This window comes from Agrobacterium sp. 5Ca39 (assembly GCF_055382365.1).
In genome coordinates this window covers 2,395,071-2,418,845 of record NZ_AP026436.1, presented here as the reverse complement: position 1 = coordinate 2,418,845, position 23,775 = coordinate 2,395,071, and the positions used below count along the sequence as shown (strand labels likewise).

The window sequence follows — 23,775 nt, the reverse complement described above, 5'->3', positions numbered from 1 at the left end:
ATTGGCTGACGATTAAAGTAAGAAAGGCTGAGAATCCGAATGACGGCTCGCACTATCCTTCTCGTGGACGATGACGACGATCTTCGGGAGACGCTGACCGAGCAATTGTCTCCCTATGAGGAATTCTCGCTGTTGAGCGGCGCAAACGCCGCACAGGCGATGCAGACCGCCAAAACTTCGCAGGTCGATCTACTCATCATGGATGTCGGCCTTCCCGACATGGATGGCCGCGAAGCCGTGAAGCTTTTGCGCAAGGGCGGCTTCAAGGCGCCCATCATCATGCTCACGGGTCACGATACGGATTCCGACACGATCCTCGGCCTTGAGGCTGGCGCCAATGACTACGTGACAAAGCCTTTCCGCTTCGCCGTGCTTCTCGCCCGCATCCGGGCCCAGTTGCGTCAATATGAACAGAGCGAGGATGCGGTCTTCACCGTTGGTCCTTATCAGTTCAAGCCCAGCCAGAAGCTCCTGACGACCGAAGACGGCAAGAAAATCCGGCTGACGGAAAAAGAGGCCGCGATCATTCGTTATCTCTACCGGGCAGGCAGCACGGTCGTGACGCGTGACGTCCTGCTGGAAGAGGTCTGGGGTTACAATTCCGGGGTCACGACCCACACGCTCGAAACGCACGTTTATCGCCTGCGTCAGAAGATCGAGCGGGATCCTTCCAATGCCGAGATTCTCGTAACCGAGAACGGCGGCTACAAGATCGTCCCCTGATAGACCCCCGGGGGTCCCCCCGAGTTGTTGAGCATTGCTCTAGCACCTTGTGTTTTGAAGGCCGATATTGGAAAACCGCTATAGCAACGCAGGCGGTTTTCCGGAGTAACAATCGACATGGCCTTGACCGACGATATCATGCTGCTGGGGCAAGTGCCGTTGTTTGCGGGCTTCAGTGATGATCAGCTGCGGCTCATCGCCTTCGGCGCAGAGCGCCGGCGTGTCGCGGCGGGACAGACCTTGTTTCGCGAACACTCCCCTGCCGAATGCGCCTTTGCCGTGACGTCGGGTCATTTCGAGCTTTTTTCAGCCGGACGGGACGGCAAGCCCGTGCTGCAGGCTACGCCCGGAAAGGGCGCCCTGCTTTCGGAACTTGCGCTTTTTACCCTTTGCGAAAGAAAATTTACTGCCGTGGCTGCGGAGGATTCCGAAGTCATCCGGATAACGCGCATTCTCTTTCACCGCCTGGTGGAAGAGTTTCCTGAGGTCGCCGACATCGTTTCGGCGCGCATTCGCGACAATATCGCGTCTCTGGCCGCCGGTGCGGCCCGTTTGCAGAACCGCTTCATGTGACCGCGCGCCAGATCACCGCGTCCGGCATTGGTTCAAAACCGGAAGTGGGCGGTGACTGGAACGTGATCCGATGGTCGGTTCCAGCCGCGGGCTTCCCGCAATATCTCGATCCTGTCAAGCGACGGGCCGAGATCCTGAGACGACCAGATGTGATCGAGGCGGCGGCCGCGATCAGCCGCTTCCCAGTCCTTGGCGCGATAACTCCACCACGTATAGATTTTTTCCGTCGCCGGCACATTCAGCCGCATCAGATCAAGCCAGTTGCCCTTCTTCATGATGTCCAGCATACCCTCGGTTTCCACCGGCGTGTGGCTGACGATCTTGAGAAGCTGCTTGTGCGACCAGACATCGTTTTCGAGCGGCGCTATATTGAGGTCGCCGACGAGGATGGAAGAGGTGCCCGGCACGCCATCGGCACGCAATGTCTTCATTTCCTCAATGAAATCCAGCTTGTGGCCGAATTTCGGATTGATTGAGCGATCAGGTTCGTCGCCGCCTGCCGGAACATAAAAATTATGGAGCCGGATGCGGCGCGATCCCACCTGGACAGTCGCGGAAATATGGCGCGCGTCGCCAATTCCGCAGTAATCCTGCCGATGATCTTCCGTCAGCGGGATTTTCGAGGCGATGGCGACACCATGATAGCCCTTCTGGCCGTGAATGATCACGTGCTCGTAACCCAGCGCCTTCAACGGCTTCATCGGAAACTCGCCATTCGGGCACTTGGTTTCCTGCAGGCAGAGAATGTCGGGTTTGTAACGCACCAGAAACTGCTCGACGATCGGCATTCTGAGCCTGACGGAGTTGATGTTCCAGGTAGTTATCGAAAACGACATACATGAGCTCCGCTTTTATCGCCTCGAAGCATGGCCTCGAGGCTGTTTCCGGGGCGCAGGCTTATAACATCGTGATGAAAACGGGAATGTATTTTAGCGGCAAAATCAAAAAGGCGGCCTGAGAGCCGCCTTCACAGAGCATACATCGACAGGGAGCGTCAGCCGCGCTTGCGTACTTCTTCATAATTGATGCTGAAGACGCGTTCATCGAGGTTCACGCCGGTCTGAACGTTGAAGATCATGACTGTCGTGTCCTTGTTCTGGGCGTCCGTCGTGGTCCATTGCCGCAGATCGAACGTCTTCGGGTCGAACATCAGCGTGATGGTGGAATCACCGAACACGCTCTTGTCACCGAGGACGATGGTGGTCAGGTCAGATTCTTCCTTCACATCCCGGACCTTCTGGTTGCTGAGATCGATCTTGTCGGAGAGAAGCAGGCTGAGCGGAGTCTTCGACAGTGGATAGAGATCCCATGTCTTCAGCTTCATATTGCCGATGACGACATTCTTGCCGTCGGAGATGACGCGCATCGGCGAGGGGTCTTCATAATTGAAGCGGAGCTTGCCTGGCCGTTCGATGTAGAACTTGCCGCCGGTCTGTTCCCCGCGCGGGCCGAACTGCACGAATTCACCCATCATGGTTTTTACCGACGAAAAGTGGTTCGCGATCTTCTGTGCCGTTGCGGTATTGCCGGCTGCCTGGGCAAAGGCGTCGAGCGGCGAGATGCCAGCGATCACGGCAGCCATGGAAAATGCCGTCAGCACCCCACGCCGCGTCACGCCATTTTGCGCTGCGCTTGCATTGGCCGTTTCGCCGGTGGTCAGGTCGTTCATTCTGTTCTCCTTCATCGCAGCGATTGTCCGCGAAAAACGCGGCGGCTTCATGACGTGAAAGCGTGTAATAACGCTTCTCGACGCCGCTTGGTTGCGGATTATCGCTCGATGATATCTGCTTCCGTGGGAACGAGGATTTCGCGTTTTCCGGCGTGGTTGGCGGGGCCGATAATGCCTTCCTGCTCCATGCGTTCGATCAGCGATGCCGCGCGGTTGTAACCGATGCCGAGACGACGCTGCACATAGGAGGTGGAGGCTTTGCCATCGCGAAGTACGACGGCCACGGCCTGATCGTAGGGGTCCTCGGAATCCGAGAAGCTGCCGCCGCCGGCCGGGCTTGCGCCAGCGCCGTCCTCGTCTTCTTCCTCGGTAATCGCTTCCAGATATTCCGGCGAGCCCTGCGTCTTGAGATAGGCGACGATCTCTTCCACTTCATTGTCGGAAACGAAGGGCCCGTGCACACGCTGGATGCGTCCGCCGCCAGCCATATAGAGCATGTCGCCCATGCCGAGCAGCTGCTCGGCGCCCTGCTCTCCAAGGATCGTGCGGCTGTCGATCTTCGAGGTGACCTGGAATGAGATGCGGGTCGGGAAATTGGCCTTGATCGTGCCGGTGATGACATCAACGGAGGGGCGCTGGGTGGCCATGATGACATGGATGCCGGCAGCACGCGCCATCTGCGCCAAACGCTGCACCGCGCCTTCGATATCCTTGCCGGCCACCATCATCAGGTCGGCCATCTCGTCGATGATGACGACGATATAGGGCAGGGGCTTCAGATCGAACTCTTCCGTTTCGTAGATTGCCTCGCCGGTCTGGCGGTCGAAACCGGTCTGCACCGTGCGGGTGAGGATCTCGCCCTTGTCGAGCGCCTGCTGCACGCGGCTGTTGAAGCCGTCGATATTGCGCACGCCGATCTTGGACATCTTCTTGTAGCGCTCCTCCATCTCGCGCACCGTCCATTTGAGCGCGACGACCGCCTTTTTCGGATCCGTGACGACGGGAGAAAGCAGGTGCGGAATGCCGTCATAGATCGACAGTTCCAGCATTTTCGGGTCGATCATGATCAGGCGGCACTGTTCCGGCGACATGCGGTAAAGCAGCGACAGGATCATGGTGTTGATGGCAACGGACTTGCCCGAACCGGTGGTGCCTGCAACGAGCAGGTGCGGCATCTTGGCGAGATCGGCGATGACGGGTTCGCCGCCGATGGTCTTGCCGAGCGCCATGGCAAGCTTGGCTTTGCTGTTTTCGAAATCGCGGCTGCCGATCAGTTCGCGCAGGAACACGGTTTCGCGGGTCTGGTTCGGCAGTTCGATGCCGATGGCATTGCGGCCGGGAACAACGGCGACGCGGGCAGCGATCGCGCTCATGGAGCGGGCGATATCATCCGCGAGGCCGATGACACGCGACGATTTGATGCCGGGTGCCGGTTCCAGTTCGTAAAGGGTGACGACCGGGCCGGGGCGGACATGAATGATTTCACCCTTGACGCCGAAGTCTTCAAGAACCCCCTCGAGAAGACGGGCGTTCTGCTCGAGCACCTCTTCGCTTAGCGTATTGTCGCGAACAATGTTCTTGGGCTCCGCCAGAAGATGAACGGTAGGAAGCTGGAAACCGTCTGCGGCGATGAAAGAGGCCTGTGCTTCGCGTGCCACACGCTCACTGGGCTTCGGGCGTGCCGAAGGAGCGGTTATTTTCGTCTGTCCGCGTCCCGGCGCCTGTCGGGCAGTGAATTTCTGGTCGACGTCGTCATCGGAAAGGATGCCACTTGGCAGGCGGGCCTCGTCAGTACCGAAGGACGGCTCGCCGTCCCCATCGTCTTCATGACCGGGCGCGATGGAGGGAGGAGACATCTGGCGACGCGATGCAGTTCGTTCTTCGAAAGAGGGTTCCGCGCGCTGGTCGAGACGGTTGATCGCAGTCTTGAGGCGCGACGGCTCGTTTAGCGTGCCGAATTCATACTCGTTGAAATCATAGGGATGTTCGAATTCGTCATGCAGCGATTTCGACTTCAGGCCGAACAGGCGACGAAAACGGGCCTGGGTGATGTACCAGTAGTGCGTCAGTGCGCCGAAGGCGAGAATATTGGCGAAGAAACCCTCGCCATCATCCTCGTCTTCCTCTTCCGCCTCGCGGACGGCGCGGGCCTTGCTGACGACCGGTGCGGGTTCCTCACGCTCCAGTTCATCGTCCAGACCGCCGACAATGCCTGCGGCAAACAGCATGAGCCAGGCAGCCGGCGCGGCGAATATTACCCCAAGTATCGTCGCAACGGTGCCCGTGGGATAAGCGCCGATGAATAGGGCGGGGAAACGAAGGATCATGTCGCCGATCACGCCGCCGATACCGTTCGGCAGCGGCCAGGTGACGGGAGCCGGAAAGCAGCCGAGGGACGCGGCGCAGACGATCGCGCCTGCGATCCAGGCCACGAGGCGGGCGGGTATGCGCTGCAGCTTGCGGCCGGCGATCAGGGCGATCGCCCATGCAATGACCGGCAGCAGGGAAATGATGGCCGAAAGCCCGAGGAACTGCATAACGATATCCGCGAAGATCGCGCCGCCGTAGCCCAGGAGATTGGTTGGTTGGTTTCCTGTGGCATAGGACAGGCTCGGATCTGCCACATTCCACGTCGCGAGCGCGGCGATACCGAGTGCAATCGTGGCAAGCAGAGCGAAACCGGCCAGAGCCATAATCTGCCGCACGAAAAACGCCGTCAGCACAAAACGTGTGTGACGACCATCGAATGTCGGAGAATGCATTCTGCCCATGTCCCTGAACCCGTCATTTTTTGGTTTCGGCGAGATCCGGCACACGGCCTGATCCCGGATTGACAGGGAAAACTAACCGCCAGCTGGTTAATGTCGTGTTAACCATGCGGTTTTTTGAGGAGATCAGAGCATTTTCGGGTGAGCGTTCGAGCGGATTTGTGCTTTGAGACGGCTGCGTTACGGCGGGCTGGCGGCAAAGAAAAAGGCCCGTCGAAACGGGCCTTTCTTTCGGGGATGGGGATGGAGAACCCCATTTTCCCGGAATCAGGAGTGGTAAGCGGCTTCGCCGTGGGTGGCGAGGTCCAGACCTTCGCGCTCGGCTTCGACCGGGACGCGGAGCCCGACGATCACATCGACGATCTTGTAAAGGATTGCCGAGACGATGGCGCACCAGACGATGGTGATGGCGACGGCCACGAACTGCGTCCAGAGCTGCGAGGCGATGGAGAATTCGGGCTTGCCGGTGCCGCCGAGTAGCGGCGAGGTGAAGATGCCGGTGCCGAGTGCGCCGATGATGCCGCCGATGCCGTGAACGCCGAAGACGTCAGCGGTATCGTCGTAACCGAACTTGTTCTTCACCACGGAGACGAAGAAGTAGCAGATCGGCGAGACGATGAGGCCGAGAACGATGGCACCCATCGGGCCAACCGAGCCTGCAGCAGGTGTGACGGCAACGAGGCCGGCGATCATGCCCGACGCGGCGCCCAGCATGGATGCCTTGCCACGGGTGAAGCTTTCAACCAGCGACCAGGAAACAATGGCGGCTGCGGTTGCGAGGAAGGTGTTCATGGTTGCGAGAACCGCACCACCCGATGCTTCGAGGTTGGAGCCGGCGTTGAAACCGAACCAGCCGAACCACAGCATGGCTGCACCGACGAGTGTCAGTGTCATGGAGTGAGGAGCCATCATGTCCTTGCCGAAGCCGGTGCGCTTGCCGACCATGATCGCGCCGATCAGGCCTGCGATACCGGCATTGATGTGGACGACCGTGCCGCCGGCGAAGTCGAGAGCGCCCATGCCGAAGATCAGGCCGTTTGCGTCCCAGACCATATGGGCGATCGGGAAATACACGAAGGTGGCCCACAGGATGGTGAAGAGGATGACGGCGGAGAACTTCACGCGTTCCGCGAAGGCACCGATGATCAGCGCCGGGGTGATGGCCGCAAAGGTCATCTGGAAGGCGATGAAGGTGTATTCGTAGATCACGACACCTTGCGAGAAGGTTGCCGAGGTGCTGTCAAGCGAAACGCCCGACAGGAACAGCTTGCCGAAGCCACCGAAGTAAGGGCCGGTGCCGCCGCCGAAGGCGAAAGAGTAACCGTAGATGACCCAGATGAGCATCATGACAGCGGTGATGACCGTGCACTGCATGAGAACGGAGAGCATGTTCTTCGTGCGGACGAGACCGCCGTAAAACAGCGCCAGACCCGGAAGGATCATGAAGAGCACGAGGATTGTGGCGACATACATGAAGGCTGTGTCGGCCTTTTCCGGAACAGGCGCTGCGGCTGCGGCCGGCGCTGCATCCTGGGCAAAGGCGATGGCCGGGGCCATCAGGGCCGTCGCTGTTGCGCCCAGCTTGCCGAGCGTCAAAAACTTGTTGAGTTGCATAGCTAGAAAACTCCCCTGTCAGCCGTGCTTCAAAGCGCTTCTGTGTTGGTTTCGCCGGTACGGATGCGCACGGCCTGTTCAATTGAGTAAACGAAGATTTTGCCGTCGCCGATCTGCCCGGTCTTTGCCGCAGATGCGATCGCTTCGACGGCCTTGTCCACGACGTCGGATGGAACAGCGATCTCGATCTTTAGCTTGGGAAGGAAGCTCACCGCATATTCCGTGCCGCGATAAATCTCGGTATGTCCCTTCTGGCGCCCGTAACCCTTTACTTCGGTCACGGTCAGGCCCTGGATGCCGACGCCGGTGAGTGCTTCGCGCACTTCATCCAGCTTGAACGGCTTGATAATGGCCATCACAATTTTCATCTGGTTTCCCATCCTTTGTTTGTCCTCGGCACGGAGCCGACTCTCCTGCCGCTGGCAGATCAGTAACAGCGACTGCGGACATACATTCAAAGGGCGTGCCAGTTTTGAGTGTGTAACTAACTTATTGAAATGTAATGTTTATATGACGGACGTCTGAAAAAGGGGCATTTGTCGGCGAATTTTGCGTCTATAAAATGTGCGATTTTTAGAAAACGCACTTTATTTAATCATTTGCCCTTTTGCGGATCAAACCTTCCTGCGCCACGGAGGCGACCAGATCACCCTGTCTGGTGAAAATATTGCCACGGGTCAAACCACGCGCGCCCGAGGCGCTGGGGCTGTCCTGTGTATAGAGCAGCCAATCTTCCAGCCGGCAGGGACGATGAAACCACATGGCGTGGTCCAGGCTTGCCACCTGGATCGAAGGATCGAAGATCGTCGTGCCATGGGCATAGAGCGAGGTGTCCAGCAGCGTCATGTCGGAGAGATAGGCGAGAATGGCGGATTGCAGGCGCGGATCGTCAGGTACGCTTCCAACGGCACGGACCCAGATATCCTGCTGCGGCTCCAGCTTTTCTTTTGAGATGTAGTGGGTCAGCGAGACCGGCCTGATCTCGATCGGCCGCTTGTTGCTCCAGTAGTTGCGGATCGAAGCGGGCGCCTTTGCGAGGAAAGCCGCCTGCATCTGTTCCTCGCTCATCAGTTTTTCAGGCGGCGTCACATCAGGCATCCTGATCTGATGGGTAAAACCGTCCTCGAATATCTGGAACGACGCCGACATGGAAAAAATGGCTTTGCCGTGCTGGATGGCGACCACGCGACGGGTGCAGAAACTGGCGCCATCGCGAATACGCTCGACCTGGTAGACGATGGGCACCAGCGGGTCGCCGGGACGCATGAAATAGGCGTGCAACGAATGCACGAAGCGATCGTCATCCACGGTTCTTTGCGCGGCGATCAGGGCCTGTGCAATGACCTGACCACCAAAAACCCGTTGCCAGCCGATCTGCGGGCTTTCGCCCCGGTAAAGGTTCTCTTCCAGCTTCTCAAGATCGAGCGTGGCGATGAGATTTGCCATCGGGTCTGACGATTGCAAGGGATGCGACATTTTTTCGGCCTGCTCCGGCTGTAGGAAGACGTCACATGGTCTATAGTGCGCCGATGATGCATGCACAAGATTTGAGGAGAAGCGCGATGCTGGACGTTGTGGTGGCAGGCGGCGGATATGTCGGTCTTTCCGTTGCTGTGGCAATCAAGCAGGCGGCCCCGCATCTGAATGTGCAGGTAATTGAAGCCGCTCCTGAGGATGTCTGGGCAAAGGATGTTCGCGCGTCCGCCATTATCGCAGCGGCTACCCGCATGCTCGATGTTTTCGGCATCTGGAACGAGATCGAGCCGGAAGCCCAGCCGATCCACAAGATGATCGTTACCGATTCGAAAACCGCCGATCCGGTACGTCCCGTGTTCCTGACGTTTGACGGCGCTGTGGAAGAGGGCCGGCCCTTTGCCCATATGGTTCCAAACGTCGCTCTGGTAGGCGCGTTGCGGGGCCTTTGCGCACGCCTGGGCATAGAAATCCGCCACGGCCTCAGTGTTTCCGATTTTACCGCAGGACCGCAGTCGACGGCTATTCACCTTTCCGACGGATCGACGCTCGAAGCGCGATTGCTGATTGCCTGTGATGGTGTTCGCTCGGCTCTTCGGGATATGGCTGGCATCAAGACGGTGCACTGGGCTTACGATCAGTCGGGCATCGTGACGACCGTTGAGCATGAGCGACCGCACGAAGGCTGCGCCGAGGAGCATTTCCTGCCATCCGGACCCTTCGCCATTCTGCCGTTGAAGGGAAACCGGTCTTCGCTTGTCTGGACCGAACGCACCGCCGACGCCGACAGGCTTGTGGCCGCTGACGACCTGGTGTTCGAGGAGGAGCTTGAGCGCCGGTTCGGCCACAAGCTCGGCACGATCCGCCCTGTCGGTCCCCGACGCGCCTTTCCGCTGGGTCTCACTTTGGCACGGTCCTTCGTCGCGTCGCGTTTCGCGCTCGCCGGTGATGCGGCGCACGGTATTCACCCGATCTCGGGTCAAGGCCTCAATCTGGGTTTCAAGGATGTGGCGGCTCTGGCCGAAACCGTGGTTGAAGCTGACCGTCTCGGCCTCGACATCGGCTCCCTCAATGTTCTGGAGCGGTATCAGTCCTGGCGCCGGTTCGACACCTTGCGGATGGGGGTGACCACGGATGTGCTGAACCGGCTGTTCTCCAATGATGTCGGTCCCATTCGCATCATGCGCGATTTCGGTCTCGGCGTGGTGGATCGTTTGCCGGGTCTCAAATCCTATTTCATTGGCCAGGCCGCCGGTACCACGGATGCACATGCGCCGCGCTTGCTCACCGGTGAGGCACTCTGATCTCGGCTTGTGGTGCTGGCTTCGGAACGGCTTTTCCGGGATTGGCGCTTGACAGCCGATTCCCGGATTTTCCGACCGGCGGTTTTACCGTAATGCCGAATCCGGCCAAGGACTTATCCGGATTCATAATCTGGTAGAGGCCGTGACTTCGCCAACCAGATATTGCGGAGAACAAAAGTTGAATCACGAGGAGTCAGCGATTCGTATTCGATTCGTTCGCAGACTGTTCCGCAGCCGAATCGATTTCATTTTCGCCGGATTCTTTTTTCTTGTTCAACTATCTGAATCGAAATGGAAATTTTCGTCGACTGGTTGCCTTGTAGCACTTTGCGGGTGAGGCCTATTGCCTTTGTCGGCAGGCGTTGCCATGTGTGGTGCGTGCGGCCCGTACCGTTGATGTGGGTGGCACGCCAAGCAGATGAAGTCGATTCGCGGATAGTACGTTGAATTTTCGCCCCATGATCCTGAGCGGCCGCGGTGTCACGGCCGTTCTCGGCCCCACCAACACCGGCAAGACCCATTACGCGATTGAGCGTATGGTGGCGCATGGCAGCGGTGTCATCGGCCTGCCGCTGCGCCTTTTGGCGCGCGAGGTCTATACCCGTCTGGTCGAAAAGGTGGGGGCGCCCAATGTGGCGCTGATAACCGGCGAAGAAAAAATCTCACCCCCAAAAGCCAAGTATTCCGTTTGCACAGTGGAAGCAATGCCGCGCGAAACGACGGCCGCCTTCGTTGCAATCGATGAGGTGCAGCTGGCAGGCGATCTCGAACGCGGGCATATCTTTACCGACCGGGTTCTGCATCTGCGCGGTCGGGAGGAAACGCTGCTGCTGGGGGCGGGCACGATGCGCCCGATCCTCGAAAAGCTGCTGCCGGGAATTACCGTGGTGGAGCGACCGCGTCTGTCACAGCTTTTTTATGCCGGCCAGAAGAAGATAACCCGCTTGCCGCAGCGCACGGCGATTGTCGCTTTTTCCGCCGATGAGGTCTATGCCATTGCCGAACTGGTGCGCCGCCAGCGGGGCGGCGCGGCCGTTGTGCTAGGCGCGCTTTCGCCCCGCACGCGCAATGCGCAGGTGGGTCTCTATCAGTCCGGCGATGTCGAATATCTGGTCGCGACGGACGCTATCGGCATGGGCCTTAACCTTGATGTCGATCACGTCGCTTTCGCGCAGGACCGAAAATTCGACGGTTATCAATTCCGCAATCTCAATCCGGGCGAAATCGGCCAGATCGCCGGCCGCGCCGGCCGCCATCTTCGTGACGGCACCTTCGGGGTGACAGGCCGTGTCGACCCGTTCGATGACGAACTGGTGGAGCGGATTGAGACGCATCGGTTCGATGCGGTGAAGGTGTTGCAGTGGCGGACGAAAAACTTCGATTTTTCCTCTATCGCCAATCTGCGTGCGAGCCTTGACGCTGCGCCGGCGATCCAGGGGCTTTCGCGCGCCCTGCCGGCCATCGACCAGCAGGCGCTGGAGTATCTGTCCCGTTATCCCGAAATCATCGACGTGACGACGACCGATGCACGGGTGGAAAAGCTCTGGGAGGCCTGCGCGCTTCCGGACTATCGCCGTATCGCGCCGGCGCAGCATGCGGATCTGATCTCCACGCTCTATTTCGACCTCGTCAAGCGCGGTACGGTGAACGAGGATTTCATGGCCGAACAGGTGCGTCGCGCCGACCGCACGGATGGAGAGATCGATACCTTGTCTGCGAGGATTGCGCAGATCAGAACATGGACTTATGTATCGAACCGCCCAGGATGGCTTGCCGATCCGACACACTGGCAAGAAAAGACTCGGGAAATCGAGGATCGATTGTCCGATGCGCTACATGAAAGGTTGACGAAACGCTTTGTTGATCGCAGGACATCTGTGCTCATGAGGCGCCTGAGAGAGAATGCGATGCTTGAAGCTGAAATCAGTGTAAATGGTGATGTCTTCGTAGAAGGTCATCACGTCGGCCAATTGGCCGGGTTCCGGTTCACGCCGGTGCCGGGAATGGAAGGGCCGGATCAGAAGGCCGTGCAGGCTGCGGCGCAGAAGGCGCTCGCACTCGAATACGAGGCGCGTGCCGCGCGTCTGCACGCCAGTGGAAATGGCGATCTCGCTTTGAGCTCCGATGGTCTGGTTCGCTGGCTGGGCGAGCCGGTTGCCCGTCTTTCGGCCGGCGACAATATCATGAAGCCGCGGGTGATCCTGCTGGCCGACGAGCAGCTGAGCGGTAATGCCCGTGATCACGCGCTCGCGCGGATCGAGCGTTTCGTCAACCACCAGATCGCAACCGTGCTGAAGCCGCTGGATGATATCTCCCGCGCGGAAGACCTTCAGGGTCTCGCAAAGGGTCTCGCTTTCCAGCTGGTTGAAAATCTCGGCGTGCTGTTCCGTCGTGACGTCGCGGAAGACGTGAAGTCGCTGGATCAGGACGCGCGTGCTTCCATGCGACGTTACGGCGTGCGTTTCGGCGCCTATCATGTCTTTTTGCCTGCGCTCCTGAAGCCTGCTCCGGCAGAACTTGTGACGCTGCTCTGGGCCTTGAAGAATGATGGTCTTGGCAAACCGGGTTATGGCGACCTTATTCCCGTCCTGGCTGCAGGCCGCACCTCGGTCGTTACGGATGCCAGCTACGAGCGCATGTTCTACAAGCTTGCCGGTTTCCGTTTCCTCGGAAAGCGCGCGGTGCGTATCGACATTCTCGAACGCTTGGCCGATCTCATCCGTCCGCTGCTGCAGTGGAAGCCCGGCCAGCAGCCGCGCCCCGAAGGTGCTTATGATGGCCGTCGTTTCACGACGACGACCGCGATGCTTTCCATTCTCGGCGCAACGCTCGATGACATGGAAGAAATCCTCAAGGGCCTCGGTTACCGTGCCGATCAGGTGACGGCGGAAGAGGCGCAGGCCTTCCTCGCCAGCCAGGCAGGCGCCACTGTGCCGGCTGCCCCAGAAACGACGGCGGGCGAAGAGGATAGCGCTGAGACCGAGCAGGACGAGCCGGCTTCCGAAGAGCAGGCCTCCGAAGCGGTTGCTGTTGTGGAAGGCGACGTTACCGAGGCGCCGGTCGCGGAAGCCGCCGGTGAAGAGGCTGCTGCAAATGAAGCGGCTCCGGCGGAAAGCGGTGAGGCCGCCGAGCCGAAGCCCGTGCTTCTGTGGCGTCCGGGTGGCCGCAATGAAAACCAGCGTGGTGAAAACCGTCGTCCCGGCAATCGTGGCCAGGGTCGTGAGCAGACAGCGCGCGAGCAAGGCGAGCGACGCGGCGAAGGCCGCCGTGACAATCGCGACGGGGCAAATCGCGACGCAGCCAATCGTGGCGGCGAGGGCGAGCGCAAGCGTGACGGCGGCCGTCCCGATCGCGGCAACAACCGCAATAATGATCGTCATGATCGTAGCGAGCGCAAGGACAGGCCGGAACGCAGCGACCGTGGCGGAAAGCCGCAGGGCCAGCAGCGTTTCGAGGCCAAGCCACCGCGCAAGGAAAAGCCGCTGGACCCGGATTCGCCTTTCGCAAAGCTCGCTGCCCTCAAGGAGCAGCTGAAGAAGTAAGCCTATGGGAAACAGCGAACAGCCACTGGAAAGCACGCGTCAGCGTCTGGACAAGTGGCTGTTCTTTGCTCGCATGGCTAAATCCCGTTCGCTCGCCCAGAGCTACGTTCAGTCGGGACAGGTAAAGATCAATGGCGTCGTCGTCCGCCAGCCCAGTCATGCGGTGAAGCCCGGCGACAGGCTGGAAATAAGCTTCGAGCGGATGGATAGGGTCGTGGTGGTGAAGTCGGGCGGGACGCGGCGCGGCCCCTATGAAGAAGCCAGACTTCTCTATGACGATCAGACGCCGCCGAAGGAGCCTTCCGACAGGCTGACACTCCTTGAGCAGGCAATGCGCCAGCCGGGCAGCGGACGCCCGACGAAAAAGGAGCGCAGAGCGCTCGACAGGTTTCTGTCCGACAGCGACGGCAGTACAGATTAGAATAAACCTCCAAGTCAGCACCGTTTTTCAGAATTGTTTATCCTTGCTATCTGCAAGCAAAGGCATTACGTCACTTGCGAAATTGCCCTGTCTGAATTCCGGGCGACGGCTTGTGTTCCGAAGCCCAAAGACCCGGCCTGCATATTCTGGAGTTCATCATGACATATGTCGTGACCGACAATTGCATCCGCTGCAAATATACCGATTGCGTTGAGGTCTGCCCTGTCGACTGCTTTTACGAGGGCGAAAATTTCCTCGCCATCAATCCCGACGAATGCATCGACTGTGGTGTGTGCGAACCGGAATGTCCTGCCGAGGCCATCAAACCCGATACGGAGCCGGGTCTCGACAAGTGGCTGAAGCTCAATGCGGAATATGCCGCGATCTGGCCGAACATCACCATCAAGCGCGACCCGATGCCGGAAGCCAAGGAAATGGATGGTGTCGAAGGCAAGCTGGAGCTTTATTTCTCTGCTGAGCCCGGCAAGGGCGACTGACCGCAGATTTGCGACGGTCTTGCACCAACATTTGAAAAGCCCTCGTCTGCACGAGGGCTTTTGTTTATCCGCCGCGGCCGGATTGCAGCGTGGTGGATGATAGTGTCAGTAGGGCCACGCTTTCCTCCAGACTTTGGCGCTGGCGGCTTTGCAGGATGGCCGCCTGCAGTCGGTTCATCTCGCGCGCGATCGCCGCTGGCTGCCATGTGCGCAGCGCTCTTTCGATGACCGGTTTCCGGCGAAAATGGATATGACGTCCAAGCGTCTGCATGACCTGACCGGCCTGCTGCTTTTTCTCGTCCATCTCGGCGCGCATCTGATCGAGCAGCTGGAATTGCTTGAGGCACCCCTGAAGCACGAGGAAGATCGGCGTCTTGGAAGAAATGATCTTCTGAGTGGCATGGAAAAACGCGTTTCTGTCACCCTTCAGGATGGCGTCAACGGCGTCATCGGCTGAAACCGTACTGGCATCACCGATGATGGCCAGAACATCGTCTTCCTCGATTACCTCTGCGCCGCGGCAATAAAGTGCCAGCTTGCGGATTTCGTTTCGTGAAGCGATACGGTCGCCCCCCAGCGATTCGATAAGCCGTTGCCGCGCGGCAGGCGCGATACGCAAATTGTCGCCCGAAAGTTCCTGGTCTATCAACGCGTTCAGTGCGCGCGCATCGTCCGCGTAACAGGGAATGGCTGCGATGGATCGAGCCGGTTCCGCGATCTTGCGCAGCCCCGTGCCCTTCTTGATGTCGCCTGCTTCGATGATAAGGAAGCTCGCTTCCGGCGGCGTTTCCGCCAGAATCTGGAGGGCATCCACCAGCGCCTTTTCAGCTGACGCGCCCTTGACCCAGACAAGTTTCTCGCCGCCGAAAAGACCAATGGCGTTCACCTCATCCAGCAAACGCCCCGGGTCGCCCTGGAGATCGGACGCAGTCAGTTTCAGCGACGCAAAAGCGTCGTCGGGATCTATACCCGTCTTTTTGGCGATGAGGGTTGCGCGTTCTGATACGAGACCGCGATCCGGACCGTAGAGCACGAAAACGCGAAAGCGCTCCGCCGGATTCTCGGCGAAGCGCTCGAATTCATGGGACTTTATCTCCGCCACGGCCGCCGCTCTCAGCGGCCGAGCGTGGCGGCGATATCGGTGCGGATGATTTCGGCAAGTTCGCGCGCCGCACGGTTTTCGGCGTCGCGGGTCGCCCGGATCTTGGCGAATTCCTGCTGTGGCAGATCCACCTGCGCCGTCACGCTGCGGCGTGCGGAGCGCAGGATCTGACCGTCGGAAATGCGCGTCAACACGTATTGGCCGCTCATGATGACACGGCCTGGATACGGCCCGTCGTAATTGTTGTTCGTCCGTGTGGTTAGGTCGTAATTCTGCACCTCTGTCGAGGAAGCGCTCGAGCTGACCGAAACCTTGACGTTATATTGCGCCGTCGTCGGCTGCCCAGCGCCGCCAGCCAGAAGGAAGATTAGCTGGTTGCGAACTTCCTGTCCAACTCTGCCGCCGATATCGGAGACGCTGACGGCCGCCAGCCTTTCCTTGGTCCCGGAAGCCTCGCCATAGAGCGGGCGCACCTGGCAGCCCGCCAGAAGACCAGCCATCATCACGACGGAAATTGCTGCCGCGACGCGGCTCCATCTCGAAAAAACGTCAGACAACAATGTTCACAATCCTCTGCGGAACCACGATGACTTTCTTGGGCTCGCCGCCGGCAAGAAGAGATTTGACGGCGTCCAGAGCAAGGGCAGCCGCGCGGACCGCATCTTGATCCGCATCGCGCGCGATTGTCAATTCACCGCGCTTTTTGCCATTGACCTGCACGGGCATGACCACATCGTTTTCTTCCACCAGCGACGGCACGAAGGTCGGCCATGGCGTCTCAGCCACCAGGCCTTCATTGCCCAGCGCCGACCAGCATTCTTCCGCCAGGTGTGGCGTCATGGGGGCGATGATGCGGATCAGGATTTCGACGGCGTCACGCGCTGCTGCCTTGACGTCGTCGGACTTGCCACCCGCCGCGACATCCGCAAGCGGACCGGCGAGCGCGTTGACCAGTTCATAGATGCGGGCAATGGCCTTGTTGAAGGCGAGCTTGTCCAGATCTTCCTGAACAGCCTTCAGCGTCTTGTGGGCCGCCTTGGAGGCCGCCAGCCCTTCACCCTCGGTTGCAGGCTTCGGCCTGACGGATTTCAGCTCCTCGGCAGCTTCACCGATGATGCGCCAGACGCGCTGAACGAAGCGGTTTGCGCCCTCGACGCCCGATTCGGACCAAATCACATCACGATCCGGCGGCGAGTCCGAAAGCACGAAGAAGCGTGCGGTATCGGCGCCGTACGATGCGATGATATCATCGGGATCGACCACGTTCTTTTTCGACTTCGACATCTTCTCGATCGAGCCGATCTTCACCTCTTCGCCTGATGACAGCAGGAAGGCGCGGCGTGTGCCGTCGGTTTCCTCAATCCGCAGATCTGCAGGTGGCACCCATTCGCGTGCAGTGCCTTCACCGCGGCTGTAGGTCTCATGAACCACCATGCCCTGGGTGAACAGACCCTTGAACGGCTCCTTGACATCGACATGACCTGTTTCGCGCATCGCACGGGTGAAGAAGCGCGAATAGAGCAGGTGCAGGATCGCGTGCTCGATGCCGCCGATATACTGATCCACAGGCAGCCAGTGGTTGGCGACCTTCGGATCGGTCGGTGCATCTTCCCAGGGTGCCGTGAAGCGCGTGTAATACCAGCTGGAATCGACGAAGGTGTCCATCGTGTCGGTTTCACGACGCGCGTCATGGCCGCATTGCGGGCAGGCGACGTGACGCCAGGTCGGATGCCGGTCCAGCGGGTTGCCGGGCACGTCGAAGGTCACATCGTCGGGCAGCTTGACGGGCAGGTCCTTTTTCGGAACCGGCACGACGCCGCAGACTTCGCAATGAATGACCGGGATCGGGCAGCCCCAGTAACGCTGACGGGAAATGCCCCAGTCGCGCAGACGGAAATTGACCTTGCGCTCGGCCTGAGGCGCGTTGCCCAGCGTCTGCGCAGACAGCTTCTGCACGACTGCCTCGAAGGCATCCGTCGTTTTCATGCCATTCAGGAAGCCGGAATTGATCATCACGCCGTCGTCGGTGTAGGCGGTGTCATCGACCGTGAAGCTTTCCGCATCCGGGCCCTCAGGGGCGACGACCGCCACGACCGGCAGGCCGTATTTGCGGGCGAAGTCCAGGTCGCGCTGGTCGCCGGAGGGGCAACCGAAGATCGCGCCCGTACCGTAATCCATCAACACGAAATTGGCGACGTAGACCGGCAGTTCCCAGGTCGGATCCAGCGGATGGACGACCTTGACGCCGGTATCGATGCCCTTCTTTTCAGCCGTTTCCAGCGCGGCCAGAGACGTGCCATGGCGGCGGCATTCATCGCAGAATTCGGCGATCGCAGGATTTTTTTCCGACAGTTCTTTCGCCAGCGGGTGGTCGGCTGCAATGGCCAGGAAGGAGGCGCCGAACAGCGTGTCGGGGCGTGTGGTGTAAACCGTGATGTCAGAGAAGCCTTCCGGTGCCGTGTCAGCAACAGTCTGCCAGCGCAGCGACAGGCCTTCGGAACGGCCGATCCAGTTCTTCTGCATCAGGCGCACTTTTTCGGGCCACTGATCCAGCGTGTCCAGCTCGTCCAGCAGGTCCTGGCTGAAATCGGTGATGCGGAAGAACCATTGCGTCAGTTCGCGTTGTTCGACCAGCGCACCGGAGCGCCAGCCGCGGCCGTCGATGACCTGCTCGTTGGCCAGAACCGTATGGTCGACCGGGTCCCAGTTAACCTTGGACTGCTTGCGATAGACCAGACCCTTTTCCATGAAATCGACGAACAGCGCCTGCTGGCGGTGGTAATATTCCACGTCGCAGGTCGCGAATTCGCGTGTCCAGTCCAGCGACAGACCCATGGATTTCAGCTGGCCGCGCATGGTGGCGATGTTCTGGTAGGTCCAGTCCTTGGGATGAACCTTGTTCTGCATGGCCGCATTTTCGGCCGGCATGCCGAAGGCGTCCCAACCCATCGGGTGCAGGACGTTGAAACCGCGGGCGCGCTTGTAGCGGGCGACGACGTCACCCATGGCATAGTTGCGGACATGGCCCATGTGGATGCGACCCGACGGATAGGGAAACATCTCCAGAACGTAATATTTCTCACGCGGATCGCTGTTGTCTGTCACGAAGACCTTGTCTTCGTTCCATTTTTGCTGCCAGCGCGGCTCGGCGTCGCGAGGATTGTAACGTTCGATGGCCATTGTCTAAAATTCCGGGTATCGAGGGGAAAAATGTGCGCTGACCTTCACCATGAAACGACCGGGGCGTCAAGTTTGGCGGGGCGTTCGGACGTTCAATCTTGGCCAGCGTGCCTCAAATGGTGCTAAAGCCGCTTGGCATCAAGGCGATCGGCGTCTAGTTAGCGGTTCGAACGGTTAAAAAAGGTCTTGTGATGGAAATCGAAGCACGACTTCAGGATGTCAGGCAGCGCATTGCGGATGTGGCGGAAAAATCCGGCCGCAAGGCGGCAGATGTTGCCCTCGTCGCGGTATCGAAGACCTTCGAAGCGGAAGCGATCCAGCCCGTCATCGATGCCGGCCAGCGCGTGTTCGGGGAGAACCGCGTGCAGGAAGCGCAGGGCAAGTGGCCGGCGCTGAAAGAGAAGACTGATGGCATAGAACTGCATCTGATCGGCCCGTTGCAGTCCAACAAGGCTGCGGACGCCGTGGCATTGTTTGATGTCGTCGAGAGCGTCGACCGCGAAAAGATCGCCCGCGCGCTTGCCGAGGAATGCAGCAAACAAGGCCGCAGCCTTCGTTTTTATGTGCAGGTCAATACCGGGCTCGAGCCGCAAAAGGCGGGCATCGATCCGCGTGAGACCATCGCTTTCGTGGCCCTTTGCCGGGATGAGTTGAAATTGGCTGTCGAGGGGCTGATGTGCATTCCGCCGGCAGATGAAAATCCCGGTCCGCATTTTGCGCTGCTGGCGAAGCTTGCCAAGCAATGTGGCCTGGAAAAACTCTCCATGGGCATGTCCGGGGATTTCGAAACGGCCGTCGAATTCGGCGCGACCAGTGTTCGTGTGGGCTCGGCGATCTTCGGCACGCGATAAGGCCATAAACAAAAAACCCGGCACTCAGGCCGGGTTTCGAGCATTCGAAAACGTCGATCAGTACTGATCGTCCTCGTCTTCATCCTTCTGCGTGGATTTCAGCGAGGAGAGCTTCTTGAAGACTGCATCGGCGTCGATCTGTTCGTCTTCTTCGCGCTGGAAGTTGTAATCCAGACCTTCCGTTGCCGTCGCCGGCTGCAGTGTATTGTCCAGCTCTTCGGCGGACGGCAGCGGACGGCCACGCGAGGCGCGTTCAACTTCGAGGTCAAGATCGATCTGGCTGCAGAGGCCGAGCGTGACCGGGTCCATCGGCGTCAGGTTTGCCGAGTTCCAGTGGGTGCGGTCGCGGATCTGCTCAATGGTCGACTTCGTGGTGCCGACGAGACGCGAAATCTGCGCATCCTTCAGTTCCGGGTGGTTGCGAACGAGCCAGAGAATGGCGTTCGGACGGTCCTGACGCTTGGAAACCGGCGTGTAGCGCGGGCCGCGACGCTTGGATTCCGGCACGCGCACCTTCGGCTCGGAAAGCTTCAGCTTGTGGTTCGGGTTGCCTTCGGCGCGGGCGATTTCATCGCGGGAAAGCTGTCCGGTGGCGATCGGGTCGAGGCCCTTGATGCCCTGCGCGGCTTCACCGTCGGCAATTGCCTTGACTTCAAGCGGGTGCAGTTTGCAGAACGTGGCGATCTGATCGAACGACAGCGCGGTGTTGTCAACCAGCCATACAGCCGTTGCCTTTGGCATGAGCAATTGTTGAGCCATAGATACAGTCCTTCTGTCCGTCCGCGCCGGTGTCGCGGGCGTGGTATCAACCACTGATTTCCGGGATATTGCCGCTCTATAACCGGATTGCATCATAATTGCAATTCTTTGCGAAACAAATGACCTTTGTCTAATTGCCGTGCGCAATTGACCTGCTATGAATTCAACACATGCCTGAGGTGGGAGTCTCGGGCCGCGTCAGAAGCCATACCCGGTTCCAGGAGGAGTTCATGTCTGCCAAAATCTACCCGGTGCTCAAGTCGGCGAAAGCCCGCACGCTCATCGACAATGAGCGTTACCAGAAATGGTACCAGGAGAGCGTCGAGGATCCAGAAAAATTCTGGGACAAGCATGGCCGTCGGATCGACTGGTTCAAGCCTTACACCAAGGTCAAGAATACGTCCTTCAAGGGCAGGGTGCCAATCAAGTGGTTCGAGGACGGCCTCACCAACGTCTCCTACAACTGTATCGACCGGCATCTGAAGACGCATGGCGAGCGCACCGCGATCATCTGGGAAGGCGATAACCCCTATATCGACAAGAAGATCACCTATAACCAGCTTTATGATTACGTCTGCCGTCTGGCGAATGTGCTGAAGAAGCACGGCGTCAAGAAGGGCGACCGCGTCACCATCTATATGCCGATGATACCGGAGGCAGCCTATGCGATGCTTGCCTGCGCGCGCATCGGGGCGATCCATTCGGTCGTCTTCGGCGGCTTCTCGCCGGAAGCGCTGGCGGGCCGCATCGTTGACTGCCAGTCGACCTTCGTCATTACCTGCGATGAAGGTGTGCGCGGCGGCAAGCCGATACCGCTGAAAGAAAATACCGACAAGGCGATCGATATCGCCGCCAAGCAATATGTCATTGTCAACAAGGTTCTGGTCGTTCGCCGAACCGGCGGCAAGACCGGCTGGGCGCCGGGCCGCGACATCTGGTACCACCAGGAAATCGCCACGGTGAAACCGGATTGCCCGCCCGTGAAGATGCGCGCGGAAGATCCGCTGTTCATCCTCTATACGTCGGGCTCTACCGGCAAGCCAAAGGGCGTGCTGCACACCACGGGCGGCTACCTCGTCTATACGTCGATGACGCATGAATATGTCTTCGATTACAAGGATGGCGAGGTCTACTGGTGTACGGCCGATGTCGGCTGGGTCACGGGACACTCTTATATAGTCTATGGACCGCTGGCCAATTGCGCGACGACGCTGATGTTCGAAGGTGTTCCCAATTTTCCGGATCAGGGCCGTTTCTGGGAAGTCATCGACAAGCACAAGGTCAATATTTTCTATACGGCGCCGACAGCGCTCAGATCGCTGATGGGTGCGGGTGACCAGTTCGTCCAGCGCTCGTCGCGCTCCAGCATCCGTCTTCTCGGCACCGTGGGCGAGCCGATCAACCCGGAAGCATGGGAGTGGTATTACCATGTGGTCGGTGAGGACAAGAGTCCGATCGTCGATACATGGTGGCAGACGGAAACCGGCGGCATTCTCATCTCGCCGCTGCCGGGTGCGACCGATCTGAAACCCGGCTCGGCGACAAGGCCGTTCTTCGGTGTGCAACCGCAGCTTGTCGATGCCGAAGGCAATGTGCTGGAAGGGCCGGCGGACGGCAATCTCTGCATCATCGACAGCTGGCCGGGCCAGTCGCGCTCCGTCTATGGCGATCATCAGCGCTTCATCGACACCTACTTCTCCACCTACAAGGGCAAGTATTTCACCGGTGATGGCTGCCGGCGCGATGAGGATGGTTATTACTGGATCACCGGCCGCGTCGATGACGTGCTGAACGTTTCCGGTCATCGTCTCGGCACGGCCGAGGTGGAATCGGCGCTGGTGTCGCATCATCAGGTTTCGGAAGCGGCCGTGGTGGGTTATCCGCATCCGATCAAGGGGCAGGGCATCTATTGTTATGTCACGCTGATGGCGGGGCAGAACGGCGACTATGCGCTGCGCGAAGAGCTGGTAAAACACGTGCGCAACGAGATCGGACCGGTTGCGACACCCGATAAGATCCAGTTCGCGCCCGGCCTGCCGAAGACCCGTTCCGGCAAGATCATGCGGCGCATCCTGCGCAAGATCGCCGAGGATGATTTTGGTGCGCTGGGAGATACGTCGACGCTCGCTGATCCTGCTGTCGTCGAGGACCTCATCGCCAACCGGCAAAACCGCACGGCGTGAACTGAGAGGCTGCTTCGGCAGCCTTTTTCTATTGACTGTCCTCACAAACAAAAACACCCGGAGGCGAACCTCCGGGTGTTTTTCATCGTAGGCTGTAAGGTTTACTGGCCGCGGATCTTCTTGAGGTCAGCCAGAACGGCGTCAACGACGTCGGCGCCGATTTCAGCCTTGTGCTTTTCGTAAACGACCATCGACTTTTCGCGGATACGCGCCTGCTCTTCGGCAGACAGCGAGTTCACCTCGAGGCCGGCAGCCTTGATCTTTTCCAGCGACTTCTGGTTCAGTTCGCGGATGACCTTGCGCTCTTCGTCGCGACCCACGACTGCGCATTCGCGCAGGGCTGCCTGTTCTTCCGGCGTGTAGCTGTCGAAGATCGGCTTGGAGAAGAGGAAGAGGAACGGCGTGTAGGCGTGGTTCGTCTCCGTGATGTACTTCTGCACTTCGTAGAACTTCGAGGTGTCGATCGTCACATAGGGGTTCTCCTGGGCATCGATCGCGTTGGTCTCAAGCGCCGAGAAGACTTCGCCGAAAGCCATCGGCGTAGCGTTTGCACCGAGGTTCTGGAAGGTGTCGAGGAAGATGTTGTTCTGCATCACGCGGACCTTGAGGCCCGAGAAATCTTCCCACTTGTTGACGGCATGCTTGGAGTTCGACAGGTTGCGGAAGCCGTTTTCCCAGTAAGCGAGGTTTACGAGACCCTGTTCTTCCAGCTTCTTGTTCATCATGTCGCCGAAGGCGCCGTCCATGACGGTATCGGCTTCCTTGGCATTGGCGAAGAGGAATGGCAGGTCGAAGACGCCAAGCGACGGGATGAGACCGACGAGCGGCGAGGACGATGTGACGACCGCTTCCTGAACGCCGGAGCGCAGGGCCTGTGTCGCCTGAAGGTCACCGCCGAGAGCGCCACCCCAGAATGCCGTCAGTTTCAGCTTGCCGCCGGACTTGTCGTCGAGGCAGGCCTGCATGGCCTTGATGCCGTTGCCGACGGGATGATCCTGGTTGATACCGTTCGAAACGCGGATGTTGCGGCTGTTGAATTCGGCCATTGCCGGCGCTGCCGCGCCAACTGCGAAGGCGATTGCCGTGGTGGTCAGAAGAAGCTTTCTCATAATATCC

At 59.3% G+C, this 23,775-nt stretch carries 19 protein-coding genes; 8 read left to right on the top strand and 11 right to left on the bottom strand.

Translation table 11 applies throughout. The annotated features are described in order from the left end of the window. The first annotated feature begins 39 nt into the window (after nucleotides 1–39). Nucleotides 40–723 (top strand): response regulator transcription factor, encoded by a 684-nt coding sequence (locus ACZ47E_RS11860; RefSeq protein ID WP_004444073.1) that lies wholly within the window; start codon nucleotides 40–42, stop codon nucleotides 721–723. Nucleotides 724–840: 117 nt separating this feature from the next. Then, a complete protein-coding gene (locus ACZ47E_RS11855; RefSeq protein WP_004444071.1) occupies nucleotides 841–1,296 on the top strand; it encodes a cyclic nucleotide-binding domain-containing protein in 456 nt (151 codons plus the stop codon). A gap of 32 nt (nucleotides 1,297–1,328) precedes the next feature. Here the strand turns inward: ACZ47E_RS11855 and ACZ47E_RS11850 are convergent, their stop codons facing one another. The 6 genes from ACZ47E_RS11850 to tesB all read right to left on the bottom strand — a co-directional run bounded on the left by ACZ47E_RS11850 (nucleotide 1,329) and on the right by tesB (nucleotide 8,823). Then, nucleotides 1,329–2,132 carry an exodeoxyribonuclease III gene (locus ACZ47E_RS11850; RefSeq protein WP_278067077.1) on the bottom strand — a complete coding sequence of 268 codons (804 nt, stop codon included), beginning with the start codon at nucleotides 2,130–2,132 and terminating at the stop codon, nucleotides 1,329–1,331. A 158-nt stretch (nucleotides 2,133–2,290) separates the two neighbouring features. Then, nucleotides 2,291–3,016, bottom strand: a complete 726-nt coding sequence (locus tag ACZ47E_RS11845) for a LolA family protein (protein WP_051634373.1) — start codon at nucleotides 3,014–3,016, stop codon at nucleotides 2,291–2,293. Between the two features lie 47 nt (nucleotides 3,017–3,063). After that, nucleotides 3,064–5,727 carry a DNA translocase FtsK gene (locus ACZ47E_RS11840; protein ID WP_278067076.1) on the bottom strand — a complete coding sequence of 888 codons (2,664 nt, stop codon included), beginning with the start codon at nucleotides 5,725–5,727 and terminating at the stop codon, nucleotides 3,064–3,066. Between the two features lie 273 nt (nucleotides 5,728–6,000). After that, nucleotides 6,001–7,347, bottom strand: coding sequence for an ammonium transporter (locus tag ACZ47E_RS11835; protein WP_278067075.1), 1,347 nt, complete (start codon nucleotides 7,345–7,347; stop codon nucleotides 6,001–6,003). Between the two features lie 29 nt (nucleotides 7,348–7,376). After that, nucleotides 7,377–7,727 carry a P-II family nitrogen regulator gene (locus ACZ47E_RS11830; protein WP_004444057.1) on the bottom strand — a complete coding sequence of 117 codons (351 nt, stop codon included), beginning with the start codon at nucleotides 7,725–7,727 and terminating at the stop codon, nucleotides 7,377–7,379. A gap of 211 nt (nucleotides 7,728–7,938) precedes the next feature. Continuing rightward, entirely contained in the window at nucleotides 7,939–8,823 is an 885-nt protein-coding gene (gene tesB / locus ACZ47E_RS11825) for an acyl-CoA thioesterase II (protein WP_278067074.1), read from the bottom strand. Between the two features lie 86 nt (nucleotides 8,824–8,909). Between tesB and ACZ47E_RS11820 the strand changes: the two genes are divergently transcribed. From ACZ47E_RS11820 to fdxA, 4 genes are all read left to right on the top strand, one after another. After that, nucleotides 8,910–10,124: a ubiquinone biosynthesis hydroxylase gene (locus tag ACZ47E_RS11820; RefSeq protein ID WP_464016854.1), complete on the top strand. Its 1,215-nt coding sequence runs from the start codon at nucleotides 8,910–8,912 to the stop codon at nucleotides 10,122–10,124. 458 nt (nucleotides 10,125–10,582) lie between these two features. Further along, nucleotides 10,583–13,666, top strand: a complete 3,084-nt coding sequence (locus ACZ47E_RS11815; RefSeq protein WP_278067481.1) for a helicase-related protein — start codon at nucleotides 10,583–10,585, stop codon at nucleotides 13,664–13,666. 4 nt (nucleotides 13,667–13,670) lie between these two features. Beyond that, complete coding sequence (locus ACZ47E_RS11810; RefSeq protein ID WP_004444041.1) at nucleotides 13,671–14,087, top strand: RNA-binding S4 domain-containing protein; 417 nt, start codon at nucleotides 13,671–13,673, stop codon at nucleotides 14,085–14,087. 158 nt (nucleotides 14,088–14,245) lie between these two features. Beyond that, nucleotides 14,246–14,584, top strand: a complete 339-nt coding sequence (gene fdxA, locus ACZ47E_RS11805; RefSeq protein ID WP_004444038.1) for a ferredoxin FdxA — start codon at nucleotides 14,246–14,248, stop codon at nucleotides 14,582–14,584. Nucleotides 14,585–14,648: 64 nt separating this feature from the next. Here fdxA and holA read toward each other — a convergent pair whose 3' ends face one another. The 3 genes from holA to leuS are packed head-to-tail and all read right to left on the bottom strand — an operon-like array spanning nucleotide 14,649 to nucleotide 18,866. Beyond that, on the bottom strand, nucleotides 14,649–15,686 hold the full coding sequence (holA, locus tag ACZ47E_RS11800; RefSeq protein WP_464016853.1) for a DNA polymerase III subunit delta: 1,038 nt from the start codon (nucleotides 15,684–15,686) through the stop codon (nucleotides 14,649–14,651). A gap of 11 nt (nucleotides 15,687–15,697) precedes the next feature. After that, complete coding sequence (gene lptE / locus ACZ47E_RS11795) at nucleotides 15,698–16,243, bottom strand: LPS assembly lipoprotein LptE (RefSeq protein WP_006698300.1); 546 nt, start codon at nucleotides 16,241–16,243, stop codon at nucleotides 15,698–15,700. Continuing rightward, entirely contained in the window at nucleotides 16,236–18,866 is a 2,631-nt protein-coding gene (leuS, locus tag ACZ47E_RS11790; RefSeq protein WP_184288647.1) for a leucine--tRNA ligase, read from the bottom strand. Before leuS ends, lptE begins: the two co-directional genes overlap by 8 nt. A 191-nt stretch (nucleotides 18,867–19,057) precedes the next feature. Between leuS and ACZ47E_RS11785 the strand changes: the two genes are divergently transcribed. Next, the gene (locus ACZ47E_RS11785; RefSeq protein WP_072495178.1) at nucleotides 19,058–19,717 is read left to right on the top strand and encodes a YggS family pyridoxal phosphate-dependent enzyme; all 660 of its coding nucleotides are present in this window, start codon (nucleotides 19,058–19,060) and stop codon (nucleotides 19,715–19,717) included. 57 nt (nucleotides 19,718–19,774) lie between these two features. Here ACZ47E_RS11785 and ACZ47E_RS11780 read toward each other — a convergent pair whose 3' ends face one another. Further along, a complete protein-coding gene (locus ACZ47E_RS11780) occupies nucleotides 19,775–20,476 on the bottom strand; it encodes a DUF1013 domain-containing protein (RefSeq protein WP_167497188.1) in 702 nt (233 codons plus the stop codon). A gap of 230 nt (nucleotides 20,477–20,706) precedes the next feature. Between ACZ47E_RS11780 and acs the strand changes: the two genes are divergently transcribed. Next, nucleotides 20,707–22,659 carry an acetate--CoA ligase gene (gene acs, locus ACZ47E_RS11775; RefSeq protein WP_004444026.1) on the top strand — a complete coding sequence of 651 codons (1,953 nt, stop codon included), beginning with the start codon at nucleotides 20,707–20,709 and terminating at the stop codon, nucleotides 22,657–22,659. A gap of 101 nt (nucleotides 22,660–22,760) precedes the next feature. Here acs and ACZ47E_RS11770 read toward each other — a convergent pair whose 3' ends face one another. Continuing rightward, on the bottom strand, nucleotides 22,761–23,768 hold the full coding sequence (locus ACZ47E_RS11770; RefSeq protein ID WP_037090135.1) for a TRAP transporter substrate-binding protein: 1,008 nt from the start codon (nucleotides 23,766–23,768) through the stop codon (nucleotides 22,761–22,763). Between the last annotated feature and the right edge of the window lie 7 nt (nucleotides 23,769–23,775).

Excerpts from the sequence above, each read along its gene's own strand:
- leuS (WP_184288647.1), bottom strand. The coding sequence starts at position 18,866 with ATGGCCATCGAACGTTACAATCCTCGCGACGCCGAGCCGCGCTGGCAG.
- ACZ47E_RS11835 (WP_278067075.1), bottom strand. The coding sequence starts at position 7,347 with ATGCAACTCAACAAGTTTTTGACGCTCGGCAAGCTGGGCGCAACAGCG.
- ACZ47E_RS11780 (WP_167497188.1), bottom strand. The coding sequence starts at position 20,476 with ATGGCTCAACAATTGCTCATGCCAAAGGCAACGGCTGTATGGCTGGTT.
- ACZ47E_RS11850 (WP_278067077.1), bottom strand. The coding sequence starts at position 2,132 with ATGTCGTTTTCGATAACTACCTGGAACATCAACTCCGTCAGGCTCAGA.
- ACZ47E_RS11840 (WP_278067076.1), bottom strand. The coding sequence starts at position 5,727 with ATGCATTCTCCGACATTCGATGGTCGTCACACACGTTTTGTGCTGACG.
- fdxA (WP_004444038.1), top strand. The coding sequence starts at position 14,246 with ATGACATATGTCGTGACCGACAATTGCATCCGCTGCAAATATACCGAT.
- tesB (WP_278067074.1), bottom strand. The coding sequence starts at position 8,823 with ATGTCGCATCCCTTGCAATCGTCAGACCCGATGGCAAATCTCATCGCC.
- acs (WP_004444026.1), top strand. The coding sequence starts at position 20,707 with ATGTCTGCCAAAATCTACCCGGTGCTCAAGTCGGCGAAAGCCCGCACG.
- ACZ47E_RS11855 (WP_004444071.1), top strand. The coding sequence starts at position 841 with ATGGCCTTGACCGACGATATCATGCTGCTGGGGCAAGTGCCGTTGTTT.
- ACZ47E_RS11860 (WP_004444073.1), top strand. The coding sequence starts at position 40 with ATGACGGCTCGCACTATCCTTCTCGTGGACGATGACGACGATCTTCGG.
- ACZ47E_RS11820 (WP_464016854.1), top strand. The coding sequence starts at position 8,910 with ATGCTGGACGTTGTGGTGGCAGGCGGCGGATATGTCGGTCTTTCCGTT.
- ACZ47E_RS11830 (WP_004444057.1), bottom strand. The coding sequence starts at position 7,727 with ATGGGAAACCAGATGAAAATTGTGATGGCCATTATCAAGCCGTTCAAG.
- ACZ47E_RS11770 (WP_037090135.1), bottom strand. The coding sequence starts at position 23,768 with ATGAGAAAGCTTCTTCTGACCACCACGGCAATCGCCTTCGCAGTTGGC.
- ACZ47E_RS11845 (WP_051634373.1), bottom strand. The coding sequence starts at position 3,016 with ATGAAGCCGCCGCGTTTTTCGCGGACAATCGCTGCGATGAAGGAGAAC.
- ACZ47E_RS11815 (WP_278067481.1), top strand. The coding sequence starts at position 10,583 with ATGATCCTGAGCGGCCGCGGTGTCACGGCCGTTCTCGGCCCCACCAAC.
- ACZ47E_RS11810 (WP_004444041.1), top strand. The coding sequence starts at position 13,671 with ATGGGAAACAGCGAACAGCCACTGGAAAGCACGCGTCAGCGTCTGGAC.
- ACZ47E_RS11785 (WP_072495178.1), top strand. The coding sequence starts at position 19,058 with ATGGAAATCGAAGCACGACTTCAGGATGTCAGGCAGCGCATTGCGGAT.